This is a genomic window from Pseudomonas sp. FG29, from assembly GCF_057809355.1.
The window spans coordinates 1-17,484 of the sequence record NZ_JBMDJU010000029.1; the positions used below are offsets into that span (position 1 = coordinate 1).

Genomic DNA, 17,484 nt, shown 5'->3' on the forward strand with positions numbered 1-17,484 from the left:
GAACCAACGCATGGCAGGATCAAAACCTGCTGCCTTACCGCTTGGCGACGCCCCTATATTCTGTGTCGAATGTCGTGCGACTCGGTTTTCGATGCCTCCCGTGGGAGGTTATGGCAGGGGCGGCTGGATTCGAACCAACGCATGGCAGGATCAAAACCTGCTGCCTTACCGCTTGGCGACGCCCCTGTATCGTATAACCGAATGCTGAGCATTCACTTCTTGGCCAATGCTTGGAGCTTGCGGTGCAACATCGAGATGTTGCGACCTTGAGCGACAAAGCTCGGCAGAGTGCCTGGAAGTTGGCGGGCGACTTTATCAGCATCGTCCCGATTTGGGAAGCTCCCAAATACGCAAGCTCCAGTGCCGGTCAATCTAGCTGGAACAAATTTGTTCAGCAAGATCAAAGCGTTACGAACTTCTGGGTAACGCTTCTCTACAACCGGCTGGCAGTCGTTTCGACCACCCCCCGCAAGAAGGCTGCGAACTTTAATGGGCGGCGTATCGCGTGTCAACTCGGGCGAGCCGAAAACTTCTGCTGTGCTTACAAAGACTTGCGGTATGGCGACGAGAAACCAGGGCTCGTCCAGTTCCACCGGGGTCAGGCGCTCGCCAACGCCCTCGGCGAAGGCCGCGTGGCCGCGCACGAATACCGGCACGTCGGCGCCCAGGGCCAGGCCTATTTCGGCCAGGCGATCCTCGCCCAATTGGGTGTTCCACAGGTGATCGAGGCCGACCAGGGTGGTGGCGGCGTCCGAACTGCCGCCGCCGATGCCGCCGCCCATGGGCAGGCGCTTGTCCAGCCAGATATCGGCGCCGAGCCTGGTGCCGGAGGCCTGCTGCAGTCTTCTGGCGGCGCGCACGATCAGGTTGCTGTCATGCGGTACGCCGTCGATGGGGGTGTGCAGGTGGATTTCGCCGTCCTGGCGCACGCTGAAACCCAACTCGTCGCCGTGGTCGAGGAATTGGAACAGGGTCTGCAGCTCGTGATAGCCGTCGGGGCGGCGGCCGAGGATATGCAGCATCAGGTTGAGCTTGGCGGGGGCGGGCAGGGTGAGTTCGGCGTGGGTGGGGATGGCGGTCATAGGTGGCATGGACGACGTAGCCCGGATGCAATCCGGGGCTTGGTGGCGATGGTTCCCGGATTTCATCCCGGCTACTGGGTCTGCTTGGGTCTAAAAAGCGTCGCGGCTAAAGCCCCTCCCACAGGGTTTGGAGCGGTTGTCACTCCGGCGTCGTGGGCGGCGCTTTAGCGGCGATTGCTTGGAAAACTATCGCGGCTAAAACGGGATGCCGCTCAGCCGCTCCTACGGGGTTGGGGTGGGCTTACTGGCCGAGCTGGCGCGGTTGCCAGTCCTTGATCACCAGGGTCACGTCCAAATCCTGGCCGTGCAGCTTCAGGCGGTCGGGCAGGGCGTAGCCGTTCTGCTCGGTGTAGCTGAGGTACTCGACCTGCCAGCCGTCCTGCTCCAGGCGAGCCAGGTGGCTGGCGCCATCCAGGGTGATGCGGCTCTTGCTCTCAGGCGCGGGCAGGCCGCGTATCCACCAGAGCAGGTTGGATACCGGCAGTTCCAGGCGCAGTTGTTCGCGCAGCAGGGCTTCCGGCGACTCGGCCTGGTAGCGACCACGGTTGGCGACTTCCAGCAGGATGTCGCCCGGGCGGCCGGTCAGGCGTGCAGCGCCGCCGCCCAGTGGGCCGGACAGGCGGATGTCGTAGTAGTCCTGGCGCTGCAGCCAGAACAGCGTGGCACTGCCGGAGTCACGCGGGGCGCGAATGCCGATCTTGCCGTTGATCTGCCAGCCGTCGAGCTGGGCGATCTGCTGCTTGTGGGCTTGCCACTGGGCAGGGTCGCCCTTGCCGTCGACGACTTCGCGCGAGGTCAGGCCGGCGCAGCCGGCGAGCAGGGCAATAAGGCTGAATACGAGCAGGTTGCGCAACATCAGAGTTTCTCGGAACCGGTCAGGCGCAGCAGCGTGCTACGCAGAATGGGGCTGTCGGGGTTGCCTTCCAGGGCGGCGCGCCAGACGCGCTTGGCTTCGTCCTGGCGGCCCTGTGCCCAGAGCACTTCGCCGAGATGGGCGGCGACTTCGTGGTCGGGGAATTTCTTCAGCGCTTCGGTGAGCAGGCGCGCGGCCTCATCGAGGTTGCCCATGCGGTAGTTGACCCAGCCCAGGCTGTCGAGGATGGCCGGGTCGTCCGGGTTGAGCTGGTGGGCGCGTTCGATCAGTTCGCGGGCTTCGGCGTAGCGCGTGGTGCGGTCGGCCAGGGTGTAACCCAGGGCGTTGAGGGCCATGGCGTGTTCCGGCTCGCGTTCGAGGATGAAGCGCAGGTCGGTTTCCAGTTGCGCCAGGTCATCGCGTTTTTCCGCCAGCATGGCGCGGGTATAGAGCAGGTTCAGCTCGTCCGGGAACTGTTCCAGGCCCTGGTTGATGGTGGCCCAGGCTGCCTCGATCTGGCCGGCATTGCTCAGTGCCTCGGCTTCCAGCAGGTAGAGCTGGATGGCGTAGTCCGGCTGGGCATCGCGCGCCTTGGCCAGGCGCCGCGAGGCCTCTTCGTGGCGGCCTGCGCCGATCAGCAGTTCGGTCTGGCGCTGTTGCGCCGAGAGGAATTCATTGCCGGGGCCGACCAGCGCGTATTCGAGCAGGGCGCTGTCGTTGTCCTTCAGCTCTTCGTAGGCGCGGCCCAGGTTGTAGTGGGCGGCGTCGACGTGGCTGCGGCGTTCGATCAGTTCTTCCAGGTAGACGATGGCTTCTTCCCAGGCTTCGGCTTCCAGGCACACCAGCGCCAGGGAGAAACGCAGGTCGTCGTCGTTGGGGTTTTCCTGCACCAGCTTGGAGAACTCGCCCTTGGCGTCGTCCAGGCGGTCGTGCTCGACCAGCAGGCGCGCGTAGGTCAGGCGCAGGCGCTTGTCCTCGGGGTTCTGGCGGATGCCTTTTTCCAGCAGTGGCAGGGCTTCCTCGCCACGGCCGAGGCTCTGCAGCAGGCGTGCACGCAGCAGCAGCGGGGAGACTTCATGAGCGCTGGCGGGCTGATCTTCGAGCAGCTCAAGGGCTTCCTCGGCGCGGCCGTCCTGTTGCAGGAGGATGGCCTTGCCGAACAGCAACTGGCTGTTGTCCGGGTATTTGCGCAGCAGGCGGTCGAAGCCTTGCAGCAGGCCGGCGCGGGTGTCCGGGTCGGTTTCCGCCGCAGACAGTGCGAGGAAGTCGAAGTGGGTGTTGCCCTGACGTTGCAGCACCTGCTCCATGAAGGTCATGGATTCGTCATAGCGGCCGGCGCGCGCCAGCTGCACGGCGGCGGCACGCTGTGCGTCGATGTCGGTCGGCGCGGCATCGGCCCAGATCAGCGCGCTGTCCAGCGCGGCCTGATCGGCACCGAGGTACTCGGCGATGCGAAACGCCCGCTCGGCGACGCCCGGGTCATGCGTGGCCTGAGCCTGCTGCACGTAGTTGCCGAGGGCGATGTCGAAGCGGTTGCGCTGCCCGGCCAGCTCGGCGGTCAGCAGCGAATAGAGCGTCTCTTCGCTGAAGGAGCTGTATTCGTCCGGTGCCGGCTTGGCGACCTGGTCGGCTTCCTGGATCGGCGGGGTGCCGTCCGGCTCGTTGGGGGCAAAGGTCTGGCAACCGCTGAGGATGGCGAAAGCAGTGATTAACGCGAAGGATCTATTCATAGTGCCTTGTCGTGCATGATGGCGGGCGGGGCACTGCCACGTTCTGGCGGCCCTGCCCTGGCGACTGTCGCGGCATCATGACACAAGCCTCGGGGCAAGCCCATGGGGCGGGTGATGTCGCGACGCGTCTATTGGGACAATAGGTCGCGGGAGTTGTTCTCGCCGAAGCGAAGTAGGACAATTGCCGGCTTCCGTATTGCCCCTCAGCGACCCTGCATGGCCTTCATCGCCCTCGGTATCAACCACAAGACCGCTTCGGTAGAGGTGCGCGAGCGCGTGGCCTTCACCCCCGAACAACTGGTCGAGGCGCTGCAGCAGCTGTGTCGGCTGACCCCTAGCCGCGAGGCGGCGATCCTCTCCACCTGCAATCGCAGCGAGCTGTATCTGGAGCAGGAGCACCTGCAGGCCGACGAAGTGCTCAAGTGGCTGGCCGACTATCACCGCCTGAGCCTGGACGAGTTGCGCGCCTGCGCCTACGTGCACAGCGACAACGACGCCGTGCGGCACATGATGCGCGTGGCCTGCGGGCTGGATTCGATGGTGCTGGGCGAGCCGCAGATCCTCGGTCAGCTCAAGTCCGCCTACGCCGTGGCGCGCGAGGCCGGCACCGTCGGCCCGTTGCTCGGGCGTTTGTTCCAGGCCACCTTCAGTACCGCCAAGACCGTGCGCACCGACACCGCCATCGGCGAGAACCCGGTGTCCGTGGCCTTCGCTGCCGTGAGCCTGGCCAAGCAGATCTTCGCCGACCTGCACCGTAGCCAGGCGCTGCTGATCGGCGCCGGCGAAACCATCAGCCTGGTCGCACGCCATCTGCACGACCAGGGCATCAAGCGTATCGTCGTCGCCAACCGCACGCTGGAGCGCGCCAGCCAGTTGGCCGAGCAGTTCGGCGCGCATGCCGTGCTGCTCTCGGACATCCCCGACGAACTGGCGCACAGCGACATCGTCATCAGTTCCACGGCCAGTCAGTTGCCGATTCTCGGCAAGGGTGCGGTGGAAAGCGCGCTGAAAAAGCGCAAGCACAAACCGATCTTCATGGTCGACATCGCCGTACCGCGCGATATCGAGCCGCAGGTGGGTGAGCTGGACGACGTTTACCTCTATACCGTCGATGACCTGCACGAAGTCATCGAGGAAAACCTCAAGAGCCGCCAGGGCGCGGCGCAGGCCGCCGAAGAGCTGGTGGCCGTCGGCACTGACGACTTCATGCAGCGCCTGCGCGAGCTGGCTGCGGTGGACGTGCTCAAGGCTTACCGCCAGCAGGCCGAGCGTCTGCGTGACGAGGAACTGGCCAAGGCGCAGCGCATGCTGGTCAACGGCGCCAATGCCGAAGACGTGCTGGCGCAACTGGCGCGCGGCCTGACCAACAAGCTGCTGCACGCACCCAGCGTGCGCATGAAGAAACTCACCGCCGAGGGGCGCATCGACGCGCTCAACCTGGCCCAGGAATTGTTCGCCCTCGACGAGAGCGCGCCGCAGGACAAAGGTCTGCAATGAAAGCTTCACTGTTGAACAAGCTGGACAACCTCAGCGACCGCTTCGAGGAACTCACGGCGCTGCTCGGCGATGCCGAGGTGATTTCCAAGCAGAGCCAGTTTCGCGCCTACTCCAAGGAATATGCCGAGATCGAGCCGGTAATCGCCACCTTCCGCGAACTGCGCAAGGTGCAGGGCGACCTCGAAGGCGCGCAGGCGCTGCTCAAGGACAGCGACCCGGATCTGCGCGAGATGGCCGAACTGGAAGTGGATCAGGCCAAGGAGGCGCTGGTTGGCCTGGAAGACAAGCTGCAGCGCATGCTGCTGCCCAAGGATCCCAATGACGGTCGCAACGTCTACCTGGAAATCCGCGCCGGCACCGGTGGCGACGAGGCGGCGATCTTCTCCGGCGACCTGTTCCGCATGTACTCGCGCTATGCCGAGAAGCAGGGCTGGCACGTCGAGGTGCTGTCGGCCAACGAGGGCGAGCACGGCGGCTACAAGGAAGTGATCGCCCGCGTCGAGGGCGACAACGTCTACGCCAAGCTCAAGTTCGAGTCCGGCGTTCATCGTGTGCAGCGCGTGCCGGAGACCGAATCCCAGGGCCGCATCCATACCTCCGCCTGCACCGTGGCGGTATTGCCGGAGCCGGACGAGCAGATGGCCATCGAGATCAACCCGGCCGATCTGCGCGTCGACACCTACCGCAGCTCCGGCGCCGGTGGTCAGCACGTCAACACCACCGACTCGGCGATCCGCATCACCCACATTCCCACCGGCACGGTGGTGGAATGCCAGGAAGAGCGCTCGCAGCACAAGAACCGCGCCAAGGCCATGGCCTGGCTGGCGGCCAAGCTGCAGGATCAGCAGGAGGCGGCCGCGCACAAGGAAATCTCCGAGACGCGCAAGCTGCTGGTGGGCTCCGGCGACCGCTCCGAGCGCATCCGCACCTACAACTTCCCGCAGGGCCGGGTGACCGACCACCGCATCAACCTGACCCTGTATTCGCTGAACGAAGTGATCGCCGGGAGCGTGGAAGCGGTGATCGAACCGCTGCTGGCCGAATACCAGGCCGACCAGTTGGCGGCGCTGGGCGATTGATTGCAGCGGTGCGCATGGCTGACGCCGCGTAGGGTGCGCCGTGCGCACCGTATCCGGAGCAATCCGGGAAGAGCTGACAGCAAGCGCTAACGTAGCGCCGAGCAGTCCCCTCTCCCCTCGGGGAGAGGGTTAGGGAGAGGGGGCGCAATGTACACCCTCTCCCCCGGCCCCTCTCCCGCAAGCGGGAGAGGGGAGAAGAACGCCGCCAGGATGAACCATGGCCACCATCGAATCTTTGCTCGACAGCGCTGACCTGCCCGACTCGCCCACGCCACGGCTGGACGCCGAGCTGCTGCTGGCCGATGCCCTGGGCAAGCCGCGCAGCTACCTGCGTACCTGGCCGGAGCGCGAACTGGATGGCGAGCAACTGACTCGCTTCCACGCAAGTCTGCAACGCCGCCGCCAGGGCGAGCCGGTGGCCTACATCCTCGGTCACCAGGGCTTCTGGAGCCTGGATCTGGAAGTGGCGCCGCATACACTGATCCCGCGCCCGGACACTGAACTGCTGGTGGAATCTGCTCTCGAACTGCTGCCCGCCACACCGCTGAGCGTGTTGGATCTGGGCACCGGCACGGGCGCCATCGCTCTGGCTCTGGCCAGCGAGCGCCCGGCCTGGCAGGTGACCGGGGTGGATCGCGTCGAGGAGGCCGTGGCCCTGGCCGAGCGCAATCGCCAGCGCCTGCAACTGGGCAACGCCCGCTTTCTGCACAGCCACTGGTTCTCTGCCCTGAGCGGGCAGCGCTATGGCCTGATCCTGAGTAATCCGCCCTATATTCGCGCGGATGACCAACACCTCGATCAGGGCGACGTGCGTTTCGAGCCAAGTAGTGCACTGGTGGCCGGCCGTGATGGGCTGGACGATATCCGCGCGATCATCCAGGCTGCGCCAGCGCATTTGCTGCCTGGCGGCTGGCTGCTGCTGGAACACGGCTTCGACCAGGCCGAGGCGGTGCGCGAATTGCTGGCCGCCGGTGGTTTCGTCGAGGTGCACAGCCGGCGAGACCTGGGCGGCCATGAACGTATCAGCCTGGGACGTTTCGAGCATGAGTGAAGCGATGTTGAGCGATGACGAACTGCTGCGTTACAGCCGGCAGATCCTGCTGAAACAGATCGAGGTCGAGGGGCAGTTGCGCCTGAAGCAGGCGCGTGTGCTGATCGTTGGCCTCGGCGGCCTGGGTTCGCCCGTGGCGTTGTACCTGGCGGCTGCCGGTGTCGGCGAACTGCACCTGGCCGACTTCGATACGGTCGATCTGACCAACCTGCAGCGGCAGATAGCCCACGACACCGCCAGCATCGGCCAGACCAAGGTGGATTCGGCCATGGCGCGCCTGGCCGCGATCAACCCGCAGATCAGCCTGGTGCCGCATCGTCAGGCACTGGATGTCGATTCGCTGGTCGCTGCGGTGAGCGCCGTCGATCTGGTGCTGGACTGCTCGGACAACTTCACCACCCGCGAGGCGGTCAACGCTGCCTGTTTCAAGGCGGGCAAGCCGCTGGTGTCCGGCGCGGCGATCCGTCTGGAAGGCCAGCTGTCGGTATTCGATCCGCGCAACGATGCCAGCCCCTGCTACCACTGCCTGTACGGCCACGGCAGCGAGGCCGAGCTGACCTGCAGCGAGGCGGGGGTGGTCGGCCCGTTGGTCGGGCTGGTCGGCAGCCTGCAGGCGCTGGAGGCGCTGAAGTTGCTGGCCGGATTCGGCGAGCCGCTGGTGGGGCGTTTGCTGCTGATCGACGCGCTGGGCAGCCGTTTCCGTGAGCTGCGGGTCAAGCGCGATCCGGCCTGCGAGGTTTGCGGTGAGCGTTAAGGATCGTGGGAGCGAGGACGGCTTGAAATGACTCAGTCGCAAGCGCCAGTTGGCATTTTCGACTCCGGCGTCGGCGGGTTGTCGGTGTTGCGCGAGATTCGCCAACTGTTGCCGCACGAGTCACTGCTTTACGTCGCCGACAGCGGCCACGTGCCCTACGGCGAGAAGAGCCCGGAGTACATCCGCGAGCGTTGCGTGCTGATTACCGAGCACCTGTTGGCGCAGGGCGCCAAGGCCCTGGTGCTGGCCTGCAATACCGCCACGGCGGCGGCTGCCGCCGAGCTGCGTGAGCGCTATCCAGCTTTGCCCATCGTCGGCATGGAACCGGCGGTCAAGCCGGCAGCGGCCGCTACGCGCTCGGGCGTGGTCGGCGTACTGGCCACCACCGGCACACTGAAGAGCGCTCGTTTCGCCGCCTTGCTCGATCGCTTCGCCAACGATGTGCGCGTGGTCACCCAACCCTGCCCGGGGCTGGTGGAGTGCATCGAGGCCGGTGAGCTGCAGGCGCCGGCAACCCGCGAGCTACTGCAGGGCTATGTCGCGCCGTTGCTGGCCGAGGGCTGCGATACGCTGATCCTCGGTTGCACCCACTACCCCTTCCTGCGTCCTCTGTTGCACAGCCTGGTGCCGGAGAGCGTGAGCCTGGTGGACACCGGCGCTGCAGTGGCGCGGCAACTGCAGCGTTTGCTCGATCAGCATGATCTGCGGGCGCTCGGCCCGGCTCAGCCGACGCGTTACTGGAGCAGCGGCGAGCCGGAAAAACTGCGTCGGGTGCTGCCCGTTTTACTGAACGATGACAGCGAAGTCGCTTCGCTTTAGCGATGTTCGGCGGAATTTATCTTTGCCTCATTCCCAAAGCTTCTATAGTTTGTAGCGAGCCAGATACAACACTTCTCGCTAAAAGGAATCAATCATGAAGAAGTTCTGTGCCTTTGCGGCGTTGGCGGTCTTTTCGTTCGGGGTGAGCCATGCCGCGCAAGCGGCGGACGTGACGGCGGCAATCGGTCAGTCTGGCGACTCCACCATGGTCTATCGACTGGGTGCGCAGTGGGACTGGGACAAGAGCTGGATGCAGAGCAGCGTCGGTCGCCTGACCGGCTACTGGGATCTGGGTTACACCTACTGGGACGGTGACAAGACCGCCAGCAACCACAGCCTGTCGTTCGCACCGGTATTCGTCTACGAGTTCGCTGGTCAGAGCGTGCGCCCCTACGTCGAGGCCGGTATCGGCGTGGCGGCTTTCTCCAGCACCGAGCTGGAAGATAACGACCTGGGCTCTTCCTTCCAGTTCGAGGATCGTCTGGGTGTCGGCCTGCGCTTCTCCGGCCAGGAAATCGGCCTGCGCGCCATTCACTATTCCAACGCCGGGCTCAAGCAGCCCAACGATGGCGTCGAAGCCTACACCCTGCATTACCGCATGAGCTTCTGAATAAAAAAGACCGGGCGAGCCCCGGTCTTTTTCATCGTGCCTTTTGTACCGTTATCGATAGGCCTGGGCGATGCCTCGACGTTCTTCCAGGCATTCGCTGGCGCCCAGCTCGAACTCCCGGCAGATCAGTGGGCGCACCTCGTAGATGGTGCAGCGCATGCTATTGCGATCCAGCGCCGCGCACCAATTGTCGTCCAGGCGCCGCATCACCTCGCCACCCCACTGGTCGGTCTCGATGAAGCGCTGGGGGATGTCGGTATCGCCAAACAGCATCACCTCCAGTTGGCAGCAGCAGGCTGCACAGGTGCTGCAACTGATCTCGGGCTCGGTGGGCAGTTGGGTATGGGGGATGGTCTGGCTCATGGCGTCGCAGTGTACGCCATGCGGTGGATACGCGGGGCATGGGCAGACAGGGGGCGTGCCGCCATTTCCGCTGGTAGCAAGCCGCTTTTCGTAGGAGCCCCGCCCCGGGGCGAAGCCTTTGAGGCCGTGCCGCGCGGGTTCGCGGCGGGGCGCCGCTCCTACAGGTGCAGGCGTCGGAGCATTTCATGGGAGCCCCGCCTAGGGGCGAAGCCTTTGAGGTCGTGCCGTGCGGGTTCGCGGCGGGGCGCCGCTCCTACAGGGTTGTCGGCTAGGCCGATTGGCGGCTGCGCAGGCTTTGTTCGTACTGTGCGCGATAGAGTTTGGCGAAGCCATGCAGCACGGGCATTACCGCTGCCCAGATCACGGCCAGCAGGGCCAGGGTCGGCGTGGTGCCCAGTGGCAGGCCGACACCGGCAAGCTGTGCACCACCGTAGTAGGACAGCGGCGCACCGATGGCGCCGAGCAGGCTGGCGCGCCACCAGGGTTGCGCCGTCCAGGCCAGGCAATGGTTGAGGGTGGTCGCCAGCAACGGCCAGAGCAGGGCCAGCCACAGTGGGATCAGTTGGCGCTGCGCGCCGAAGTCGTAGACCCCCAGGTTGAGCAGGAAACTGTCCAGCGCGCTGCCCGCGAGAAAGATGCTGAGCAGCAGCTTGCCTTCCGCTGGCCAACTGCTGATCCACAACAGATGCACCGCCAACACGCCGGCCACTACCAGCAACCAGGGGCTGTCGCCGCCCAGCACGCAGGCGAACCAGCCAAGCTGGAACAGGAGGGCGTTGGCGAGCAGCTTAGACATCGAGGTTTCCTAGCAGGGGGGCAGGCCGCGCCGAGGGTTTGGCCAGCAGCAGTTGGGCGGTGCCAATGGTGCGTTCCAGGAAGCCACCCTCGCAATAGCACAGGTAGAACTCCCACAGGCGGTAGAAGTAATCGTCGTAGCCCAGCTGTTCCAGCTTGTGCCGGGCGCGGCGCAGGTTGTCGTGCCACAGGCGCAGGGTGCGCGCGTAGTGCAGACCGAAGTCTTCCATGTGATGCAGGTTGAGGTCGGTATGGCGGCTGACCACCTCCAGCATCTTGTGCACCGACGGCAGGGCGCCGCCGGGGAAGATGTAGCGCTGAATGAAGTCGACGCTGCGGCGTGCCTGTTCGTAGCGCTGATCGCGGATGGTGATGGCCTGCAGCAGCATCAACCCGTCCGGCTTGAGCAGGCGCGCGCACTGCTCAAAGTAGGTGGGCAGGAAGCGGTGGCCGACGGCCTCGATCATCTCGATGGAGACCAGCTTGTCGTACTGGCCGGTCAGGTCGCGGTAATCCTCGAGCAGCAGAGTGACACGATCTTCCAGACCCAGTTCGCGGATGCGTCGTTCGGTATGGGCGTACTGTTCGCGTGACAGGGTGGTGGTCGTCACCCGGCAGCCGAAGCGTGTCGCAGCATGAATGGCCATGCTGCCCCAGCCGGTGCCGATCTCCAGCAGGTGGTCGCCGGGTTTGAGCTCGAGCTTCTGGCAGATGCGTTCGAGCTTGTTCAGCTGGGCTTGCTCCAGGCTGTCCTCGTCGCTGCGGAACATGGCCGCCGAATACATCATGGTCGGGTCGAGGAATTGCTCGAACAGGTCGTTGCCCAGATCGTAGTGCGCGGCGATGTTGCGCCGCGAGCCACTGCGAGTGTTGCGGTTGAGCCAGTGCAGGCCCTGGATCAACGGGCGACCCAGGCGCGCCAGGCCACCTTCCATGGCATCGAGCACGTCGAGGTTGGCGACGAAGATGCGGATCACCGCCGTCAGATCCGGCGTGCTCCAGTAGCCGTGGATATAGGCCTCGCCGGAGCCGATCGAGCCGTTGCCGGCCACCAGGCCCCAGACGGCCGGGTCATGCACCTTGATCTCGGCGCGCAGGCGTGAATGCGGGTCGCCGAAGTGCAGGCTGTCGCCGGCCTCCTGGATGACCAGCAGGCCGTGTCGCAGGTTCTGCAACTGGCGCAGCACGGCGCGGCGCAGCAGGCCGGCGCCGATACCGTTGCCGCTGCGTACCAGGTTCTTCGCGGAGTTCAGGCTAGAGCTTTTCATGAGGCATGTCCTTCGCTAGCGGGCGGGCAACGCGGAAGCTGCCTTCCGCGGGCCTGTGGTCGAAAATAGGGATGCGTTTGAGCAGCAGGCGCAGGGCCTGCCAGTAGATGGCCAGCAAGGTCTTGCCGGTCATCCAGGGAAAACTGAGCAGGTAGCGGTGCAGGCTGGCGCGAGTCAGTGGCTGGCGCTGCAGGGCCAGGCTGGCATCGAACACCTTGGTCTCACCCTGCCAGTCGGCCATATGCACGCCCAGGCGCTCGCCCACCGGGCTGAGGCTCATGCGGTACTCCAGCTCGCGCGGCAGGAAGGGCGAGACGTGGAAGGCCTTGTCCACGCGAACCTGTTGGCGCCCCTCGCCTGTGGCCGGCAGGACGTAGTGATAACGTTCGCGCCAGGGCGTGTTGCTCACTTCGCAGAGCACTGCCATCAGCCGCTGTTCGGCGTCGTGGCAGTAGAAGATGCTCACCGGATTGAACGCCAGGCCCCAGCTGCGCGGTTGCGTCAGCACGCAGATACGTCCTTGCGGGCGGATGCCGAGTGCCTCCTGTACGCGGTCGCGCACGGCCTCATGCAGCGGCGTGCCCTGGCGCGTGGCCTCGGGCAGGTAGTCGGTTTCGCGGAAAGTGAAGGGCGCCCAGCGACTGGCACCGGCCAGGCGTGACAGGGCGAACAGTTGCGCCTGTTCGCTCAGATCCAGGTACAGCAGGCCCATGCGATAGCGGAAGGCATGCGCGCGCGGGGCGAAGCGGCGATGCTGCACCCAGCCGCTGTACAGGGCGCTGATCACCAGCTTTCCCCCAGCTCGCGCGCCACGCGCAGCCCGCTGACCACGCCGTCTTCGTGGAAGCCGTTGGCCCAGTAGGCGCCGCAGTAGTAGCTGTGCGGTGCGGCGAGCAGTTCCTGCCAGCGCGCCTGCGCGGCGATGCCGGCCAGGCTGTATTGCGGGTGAGCGTACTGGAAGCGGCCGAGGATCTTGCTGGGGTCGATGGCGGCAGTCTGGTTGAGGCTGACGCAGAAGGTACTGTCGCTGTCGATACCCTGCAGGATGTTCATGTCGTAGGTGACCGCCGCCGGGTGCTCGCTGGGGCCGCCCAGGCGGTAGTTCCAGCTGGCCCAGGCCAGAGGGCGCTTGGGCAGCAGGCGGGTGTCGGTGTGCAGTACCACGTCGTTGTTGGCGTAGGGCAGGGCGCCGAGGATCTCGCGCTCAAGCGGGGTCGGTTCGGCCAGCAGCGCCAGGGCCTGGTCGCTGTGGCAGGCGAACACCACCTTGTCGAAACGCTCGCTGCCGGCGGCGCTGTGCAGGGTCACGCCCTCGGCATCACGCTCGACGCGCAGCACCGGGCAGTTCAGACGAATACGCTCGGCGAAGCTGGCGGTCAGTGGCGCCACGTAGCTGCGCGAGCCCCCTTCGACCACGTGCCACTGCGGGCGATTGCTCACCGACAGCAGGCCGTGGTTCTTGAAGAAACGCACGAAGAACTGCAGCGGGAAGGCGAGCATGTCGACCAGCGACATCGACCAGATCGCCGCACCCATGGGCACGATGTAGTGGTCGATGAAGCGCCGGCCATAGCCGTTCTGGGTGAGGTAGTCACCGAGCGTCATGTCGGCGGCGATGCGGCCCTGGTCGAGGTCGTCCAGAGCGTTGCGGTTGAAGCGCAGGATGTCGCGCACCATGCCCCAGAACGCTGGCGATACCAGGTTGCTGCGCTGGGCGAACAGGGTGTTGAGGTCGTGGCCGTTGTACTCCGTACCGCTCACCGGATCGCTGACCGAGAAGCTCATCTCGGTGGGCTTGAAGGGCACGCCCAGTTCGTTCAGCAGGCGGATGAAGTTGGGGTAAGTCCAGTCGTTGAAGACGATGAAGCCGGTGTCGATGGCGTAGGGACGGCCATTCACCTCGACGTCGACGGTATGGGTGTGGCCGCCGATCCAGTCGCTGGCCTCGAACACCTGGATGTCGTGGTGGCGGTTGAGCAGGTAGGCGCAGGTCAGGCCGGCGATACCGCTGCCGACGATGGCGATTCTCATGGAGTGTCCTCGTTGCGTGCCAGGTGCCGGCCGATGGCCAGTTGCAGGCGGCTGGGCAGGCTGCCGAGCAGTTTCAGCACGGTGATGAAGGGAGTGGGGAAGGCGATTTCGTGCGGGCGTTTGTCCAGGCGTTCGGCGATGTGCCGCGCGGCGCGCTGCACCGGCCAGCGCATGGGCATGGGAAAGTCGTTCTTCTGCGTCAGCGGTGTGTCGACGAAGCCGGGGCTGACCAGGGTGACGTCGATGCCTTCCGCCGCGAGGTCGACACGCAGGCTCTGCAGCAAGTAGCGCAGGGCTGCCTTGGAGGCACCGTAGGCCTCGGAGCGCGGCAGAGGCAGGTAGGTCACCGAACTGCCGACGCCGACCAGATGCGGACGCTGACCATTGCGCAGCAGGGGCAGCGCGGCCTCGATGCAATGGCTGGCGGAGAACAGGTTGGCGCTTACCACGCGCTCGATCATCGCCGCCTCGAACTGGCGCACCTCGACGTATTCGCAGGTGCCGGCATTGAGGATCGCGCAGTCCAGCGCGCCCCAGACCTGTTCGATGCGCTGGCCGATGGCGCGCACCTGGGCGGCATCGGTGAGGTCGCCCGGGGCAACCAGCACGCGCTCTCCGTAGCGCTTGGCCAGCGCCTGTAGCGGCTCGATGCTGCGGGCACTGAGTGCGACGCGATGGCCAGCGCTCAGCAGCTCTTCGGCCAGCGCCGCGCCGATACCGCTGCTGGCGCCGGTGAGCCAGATGCGTTTCATGCCAACCTCCGCTTCAGCCAGCCGATGACCCCGCCGAGCAACGGCAGGTGTTCGTAGAGCAGGGCACCGGCGTCAAAATAGTCGCGGTGCTGGTAGACCTTGTCGCGCCAGCGCAGGTGCGAGCAGCCCTCGACGGCGATCTCGGCCCCGCCGCGCAGACGTGGATGGCGATAGCGCATGGTCCAGCGCAGGTAGCCTTCGTTTTCGGCGACCCGGTCGAACCCGTGAAACTCGAACTGCAGGGCCTCGACGTTGGCGTACAACTCGGCGAAGTAGCGCCGCACCGCGCTCAGGCCATGCACCTCGTGCAGAGGATCGCGAAACAGCACGTCATCGCTGTACAGCTCGCCGAGCAGGTCGAGGTTGTCCTTGTTCAGCGTAGCGAAGCGCTCGCCGAACTGGCGGAGAAAGTCGCTCATGCCAGGGCCTCTTCGCTGCCGGCCAGGTTCTTGAAGGCCGCCAGGGCGCGTTCGCGGGAGCGCGACAGATCGACGATCGGGCGCGGATAGCCGCCTGGCGCGAACAGCCCGCCAAGGCTGGCCGGGTCATGAATGTCGCGCTTGTTCAGGCCGGCCAGCTCCGGCACCCATTGGCGGATGAAGCGACCGTCCGGGTCGAATTTCTGCGACTGGCTGATCGGGTTGAAAATGCGGAAGTAGGGGGCGGCGTCGGTGCCTGTCGAGGCGCTCCATTGCCAGCCGCCATTGTTCGCCGCCAGGTCGCCGTCGATCAGATGACGCATGAAGAAGCGCTCGCCCTCACGCCAGTCGATCAGCAGGTTCTTGGTCAGGAACATGGCGACGATCATGCGCAGGCGGTTGTGCATCCAGCCGGTTTCATGCAACTGGCGCATGGCGGCGTCGATGATCGGCAGGCCGGTGCGGCCTTCCTGCCAGGCGGCCAGCTCGTCAGGGGCGTGGCGCCATGGCACCGCTTCGGTTTCCAGGCGGAAGGCGCGGTGCATCGAAACGCGCGGGTAGCCGACCAGGATGTGCTTGTAGAACTCGCGCCAGAGCAGCTCGTTGATCCAGGTAACGACACCGGGATTGCCGCTGTCGAACTCGCCGGCATTGGCCGCCAGCGCCGCATGCAGGCACTGGCGTGACGATACCACGCCAGCGGCCAGGTAGGGCGACAACTGGCTGGTGCCGGGTTTGGCGGGAAAATCGCGCTCGTCCTGGTAGTAGGCGACCTGCTCGTCGGCGAAGCGTGCAAGACGTTGCAGAGCCTCGTGCTCGCCGGCTGGCCAGAGGCTGCGCAGTACCTCGCTGGGTAATGCGAAACCCGTGACCTCGGTCGGCAGTGGATCGCTGGCGATGCTCAATGGCGTTTGCGCCGCCGGTAGCGGGACGATCGCTGGCAGCGCCGCATGCAGGCGCTCGTAGCAGACCCGACGAAACTGGCTGTAGACCTGGAAGTAGCCGCCGGAACGGGTCAACACGCTGCCGGGCGGGAAGAACACCTGGTCGAGGTGGCTGTGCCAGGTGATGGCCTGCTGCGCCAGGTAGGCCGCCACGGTGCGGTCGCGGTGGGTTTCGTTGACGCCATATTCCTCGTTGGCGTGCACCGCGCAGACGTCATGCTCGTGGCACACCTCGGCGATTACCGCCGGTGCTTGCTGCCAGTCCGCGCAGTGACGTACCAGCAGCGGCACGTTCAGCGCCGCTAGCGCCTGGCTCAATTGCGCGAGGTTGCGCAGCCAGAAGTCGACCTTGCTCGGCGCGTCGTCATGACGCTGCCATTGCTCGGGCGTGATCAGGTACAGGGCGAGCGTCGGGCCGGCACGCATGGCCTCGCTCAGAGCGGTGTTGTCCTGGCTGCGCAGGTCAGTGCGAAACCACATCAGTCGGCGCATGGGGTTACCTCGCGAACACCGAGCAGGCCCTGGTTGGTCAGCCAGGCATGTGCAGCCAGGGGGTCGATGGCTGACTGCAGATCGACCAGCGCATCGCGGTGAATGTGGGCGGCGGGGCCGGCGATCAGCAGTGGTACCGGGCATTGTTCGGCCAGGCGCGGCAATTGGCGGCGCACCAGCGTGCCGTCCAGCGCCTGTTCGGCGTAGAGCAGCAGGGCGCGTGGTGCGATGTGTTCCAGGGCTGCCAGCAGTTCGGTGGGCGGCAGCGGCCAGTCGAACACCTCGACCGGGCATTCGCCCGCACTGGCCAGCCAGGCGCTCAACCACAAACCGGGCTCCATCGGGGCTTCACCGAGGTTCATCAGCAGCAGGGGCGGGCCGCCGATCTGGCGATTGCTGTGATAAATGCGCGTGGCCAGCTTGCTGCGCAGCCAGGAAAAGAAGAACACCTGCTCGGCACGCGCGCCGAACTGTCCCTGCCAGCGCTGGCGCAGATCACCGAGCAGTGGCCAGAGCAGTTGCTCGACCAGGGTTGCCGCCGGGTAGAGCGCCAGGGACGCGTTGAAGCGGTCGTCCAGGCGGCGCTCGTCGAGCTGGGCAATGCAACCGAGTAGCTCATTGCGCAAGCGCGACCAGTTGTCCGTGCTCGTCGCCTGCGGAATCTGGCCGTGATCGAGCAGCGCCTTGACCTGGCCGACGGCGACGCCGCGTGCCAGCCAGGAGAGGATGGCGTTGATGCGCTCGAGGTTGGCGGGGGAGTAGAGGCGATGCCCCTTGGGCGTGCGGTAGGGCACGATCAGGCCGTAGCGGCGCTCCCAGGCGCGCAGGGTAACGGCGTTGATGCCGGTACTGCGCGCCACTTCGCGAATGGGCAGGTAACCTTCGTCCAGGGCCTGGCGGTAGTCGTTGCCGATCTCTTCATCGGCGATGTCTTCGGTCGTCATG

General features: G+C 65.6%; 18 protein-coding genes and 1 tRNA gene. 6 read left to right on the forward strand and 13 right to left on the reverse strand.

The window, feature by feature from the left end; genetic code table 11:
• Positions 1–111: 111 nt before the first annotated feature.
• The 4 genes from ACODS1_RS21125 to ACODS1_RS21140 form a co-directional block, all read right to left on the reverse strand.
• Positions 112–186: transfer RNA gene (locus tag ACODS1_RS21125), tRNA-Gln, on the reverse strand.
• Between the two features lie 26 nt (positions 187–212).
• Complete coding sequence (gene ispE / locus ACODS1_RS21130; RefSeq protein ID WP_489087200.1) at positions 213–1,082, reverse strand: 4-(cytidine 5'-diphospho)-2-C-methyl-D-erythritol kinase; 870 nt, start codon at positions 1,080–1,082, stop codon at positions 213–215.
• Between the two features lie 241 nt (positions 1,083–1,323).
• A complete protein-coding gene (gene lolB / locus ACODS1_RS21135) occupies positions 1,324–1,941 on the reverse strand; it encodes a lipoprotein insertase outer membrane protein LolB (protein WP_322981012.1) in 618 nt (205 codons plus the stop codon).
• Positions 1,938–3,665 carry a tetratricopeptide repeat protein gene (locus tag ACODS1_RS21140; protein ID WP_489087201.1) on the reverse strand — a complete coding sequence of 576 codons (1,728 nt, stop codon included), beginning with the start codon at positions 3,663–3,665 and terminating at the stop codon, positions 1,938–1,940. The genes lolB and ACODS1_RS21140 overlap by 4 nt, the downstream gene beginning before the upstream one ends.
• Before the next feature lie 216 nt (positions 3,666–3,881).
• On the opposite strand from ACODS1_RS21140, the gene hemA reads away from it, so the two are divergent.
• From hemA to ACODS1_RS21170, 6 genes are all read left to right on the forward strand, one after another.
• Entirely contained in the window at positions 3,882–5,162 is a 1,281-nt protein-coding gene (gene hemA, locus ACODS1_RS21145; RefSeq protein WP_322980894.1) for a glutamyl-tRNA reductase, read from the forward strand.
• Positions 5,159–6,241, forward strand: coding sequence for a peptide chain release factor 1 (prfA, locus tag ACODS1_RS21150; protein ID WP_489087202.1), 1,083 nt, complete (start codon positions 5,159–5,161; stop codon positions 6,239–6,241). Before hemA ends, prfA begins: the two co-directional genes overlap by 4 nt.
• Positions 6,242–6,458: 217 nt before the next feature.
• Positions 6,459–7,292, forward strand: coding sequence for a peptide chain release factor N(5)-glutamine methyltransferase (prmC, locus tag ACODS1_RS21155; protein WP_489087203.1), 834 nt, complete (start codon positions 6,459–6,461; stop codon positions 7,290–7,292).
• Positions 7,293–7,296: 4 nt separating this feature from the next.
• Positions 7,297–8,046 (forward strand): molybdopterin-synthase adenylyltransferase MoeB, encoded by a 750-nt coding sequence (locus ACODS1_RS21160; RefSeq protein ID WP_489087239.1) that lies wholly within the window; start codon positions 7,297–7,299, stop codon positions 8,044–8,046.
• Positions 8,047–8,073: 27 nt separating this feature from the next.
• Complete coding sequence (gene murI / locus ACODS1_RS21165; protein WP_489087204.1) at positions 8,074–8,865, forward strand: glutamate racemase; 792 nt, start codon at positions 8,074–8,076, stop codon at positions 8,863–8,865.
• A 94-nt stretch (positions 8,866–8,959) separates the two neighbouring features.
• Positions 8,960–9,475 carry an acyloxyacyl hydrolase gene (locus ACODS1_RS21170; protein WP_489087205.1) on the forward strand — a complete coding sequence of 172 codons (516 nt, stop codon included), beginning with the start codon at positions 8,960–8,962 and terminating at the stop codon, positions 9,473–9,475.
• A gap of 51 nt (positions 9,476–9,526) precedes the next feature.
• Here ACODS1_RS21170 and ACODS1_RS21175 read toward each other — a convergent pair whose 3' ends face one another.
• The 9 genes from ACODS1_RS21175 to ACODS1_RS21215 form a co-directional block, all read right to left on the reverse strand.
• Positions 9,527–9,838, reverse strand: coding sequence for a YkgJ family cysteine cluster protein (locus ACODS1_RS21175; RefSeq protein WP_322980889.1), 312 nt, complete (start codon positions 9,836–9,838; stop codon positions 9,527–9,529).
• A gap of 268 nt (positions 9,839–10,106) precedes the next feature.
• A complete protein-coding gene (locus ACODS1_RS21180; protein ID WP_489087206.1) occupies positions 10,107–10,634 on the reverse strand; it encodes a DUF2878 domain-containing protein in 528 nt (175 codons plus the stop codon).
• Positions 10,627–11,901, reverse strand: coding sequence for a class I SAM-dependent methyltransferase (locus ACODS1_RS21185; protein WP_489087207.1), 1,275 nt, complete (start codon positions 11,899–11,901; stop codon positions 10,627–10,629). Before ACODS1_RS21185 ends, ACODS1_RS21180 begins: the two co-directional genes overlap by 8 nt.
• Positions 11,888–12,688 carry a DUF1365 domain-containing protein gene (locus ACODS1_RS21190; RefSeq protein ID WP_489087208.1) on the reverse strand — a complete coding sequence of 267 codons (801 nt, stop codon included), beginning with the start codon at positions 12,686–12,688 and terminating at the stop codon, positions 11,888–11,890. The genes ACODS1_RS21185 and ACODS1_RS21190 overlap by 14 nt, the downstream gene beginning before the upstream one ends.
• The gene (locus tag ACODS1_RS21195) at positions 12,685–13,932 is read right to left on the reverse strand and encodes an NAD(P)/FAD-dependent oxidoreductase (RefSeq protein ID WP_489087209.1); all 1,248 of its coding nucleotides are present in this window, start codon (positions 13,930–13,932) and stop codon (positions 12,685–12,687) included. Before ACODS1_RS21195 ends, ACODS1_RS21190 begins: the two co-directional genes overlap by 4 nt.
• A complete protein-coding gene (locus ACODS1_RS21200; protein WP_489087210.1) occupies positions 13,929–14,684 on the reverse strand; it encodes an SDR family NAD(P)-dependent oxidoreductase in 756 nt (251 codons plus the stop codon). The genes ACODS1_RS21195 and ACODS1_RS21200 overlap by 4 nt, the downstream gene beginning before the upstream one ends.
• Entirely contained in the window at positions 14,681–15,103 is a 423-nt protein-coding gene (locus tag ACODS1_RS21205) for a nuclear transport factor 2 family protein (RefSeq protein ID WP_322980883.1), read from the reverse strand. Before ACODS1_RS21205 ends, ACODS1_RS21200 begins: the two co-directional genes overlap by 4 nt.
• Entirely contained in the window at positions 15,100–16,539 is a 1,440-nt protein-coding gene (phrB, locus tag ACODS1_RS21210) for a deoxyribodipyrimidine photo-lyase (protein WP_489087211.1), read from the reverse strand. The genes ACODS1_RS21205 and phrB overlap by 4 nt, the downstream gene beginning before the upstream one ends.
• Positions 16,527–17,483 carry a MerR family transcriptional regulator gene (locus ACODS1_RS21215; RefSeq protein ID WP_489087212.1) on the reverse strand — a complete coding sequence of 319 codons (957 nt, stop codon included), beginning with the start codon at positions 17,481–17,483 and terminating at the stop codon, positions 16,527–16,529. Before ACODS1_RS21215 ends, phrB begins: the two co-directional genes overlap by 13 nt.
• Position 17,484: the final 1 nt, after the last annotated feature.

Bases quoted from the DNA above. Each gene is read 5' to 3' on its own strand.
- hemA (WP_322980894.1), top strand. From the start codon at position 3,882: ATGGCCTTCATCGCCCTCGGTATCAACCACAAGACCGCTTCGGTAGAG.
- murI (WP_489087204.1), top strand. From the start codon at position 8,074: ATGACTCAGTCGCAAGCGCCAGTTGGCATTTTCGACTCCGGCGTCGGC.
- ispE (WP_489087200.1), bottom strand. From the start codon at position 1,082: ATGACCGCCATCCCCACCCACGCCGAACTCACCCTGCCCGCCCCCGCC.
- ACODS1_RS21170 (WP_489087205.1), top strand. From the start codon at position 8,960: ATGAAGAAGTTCTGTGCCTTTGCGGCGTTGGCGGTCTTTTCGTTCGGG.
- ACODS1_RS21205 (WP_322980883.1), bottom strand. From the start codon at position 15,103: ATGAGCGACTTTCTCCGCCAGTTCGGCGAGCGCTTCGCTACGCTGAAC.
- prfA (WP_489087202.1), top strand. From the start codon at position 5,159: ATGAAAGCTTCACTGTTGAACAAGCTGGACAACCTCAGCGACCGCTTC.
- phrB (WP_489087211.1), bottom strand. From the start codon at position 16,539: ATGCGCCGACTGATGTGGTTTCGCACTGACCTGCGCAGCCAGGACAAC.
- ACODS1_RS21175 (WP_322980889.1), bottom strand. From the start codon at position 9,838: ATGAGCCAGACCATCCCCCATACCCAACTGCCCACCGAGCCCGAGATC.
- prmC (WP_489087203.1), top strand. From the start codon at position 6,459: ATGGCCACCATCGAATCTTTGCTCGACAGCGCTGACCTGCCCGACTCG.
- ACODS1_RS21185 (WP_489087207.1), bottom strand. From the start codon at position 11,901: ATGAAAAGCTCTAGCCTGAACTCCGCGAAGAACCTGGTACGCAGCGGC.
- ACODS1_RS21140 (WP_489087201.1), bottom strand. From the start codon at position 3,665: ATGAATAGATCCTTCGCGTTAATCACTGCTTTCGCCATCCTCAGCGGT.
- ACODS1_RS21215 (WP_489087212.1), bottom strand. From the start codon at position 17,483: ATGACGACCGAAGACATCGCCGATGAAGAGATCGGCAACGACTACCGC.
- ACODS1_RS21180 (WP_489087206.1), bottom strand. From the start codon at position 10,634: ATGTCTAAGCTGCTCGCCAACGCCCTCCTGTTCCAGCTTGGCTGGTTC.
- ACODS1_RS21160 (WP_489087239.1), top strand. From the start codon at position 7,297: ATGTTGAGCGATGACGAACTGCTGCGTTACAGCCGGCAGATCCTGCTG.
- ACODS1_RS21200 (WP_489087210.1), bottom strand. From the start codon at position 14,684: ATGAAACGCATCTGGCTCACCGGCGCCAGCAGCGGTATCGGCGCGGCG.
- ACODS1_RS21195 (WP_489087209.1), bottom strand. From the start codon at position 13,932: ATGAGAATCGCCATCGTCGGCAGCGGTATCGCCGGCCTGACCTGCGCC.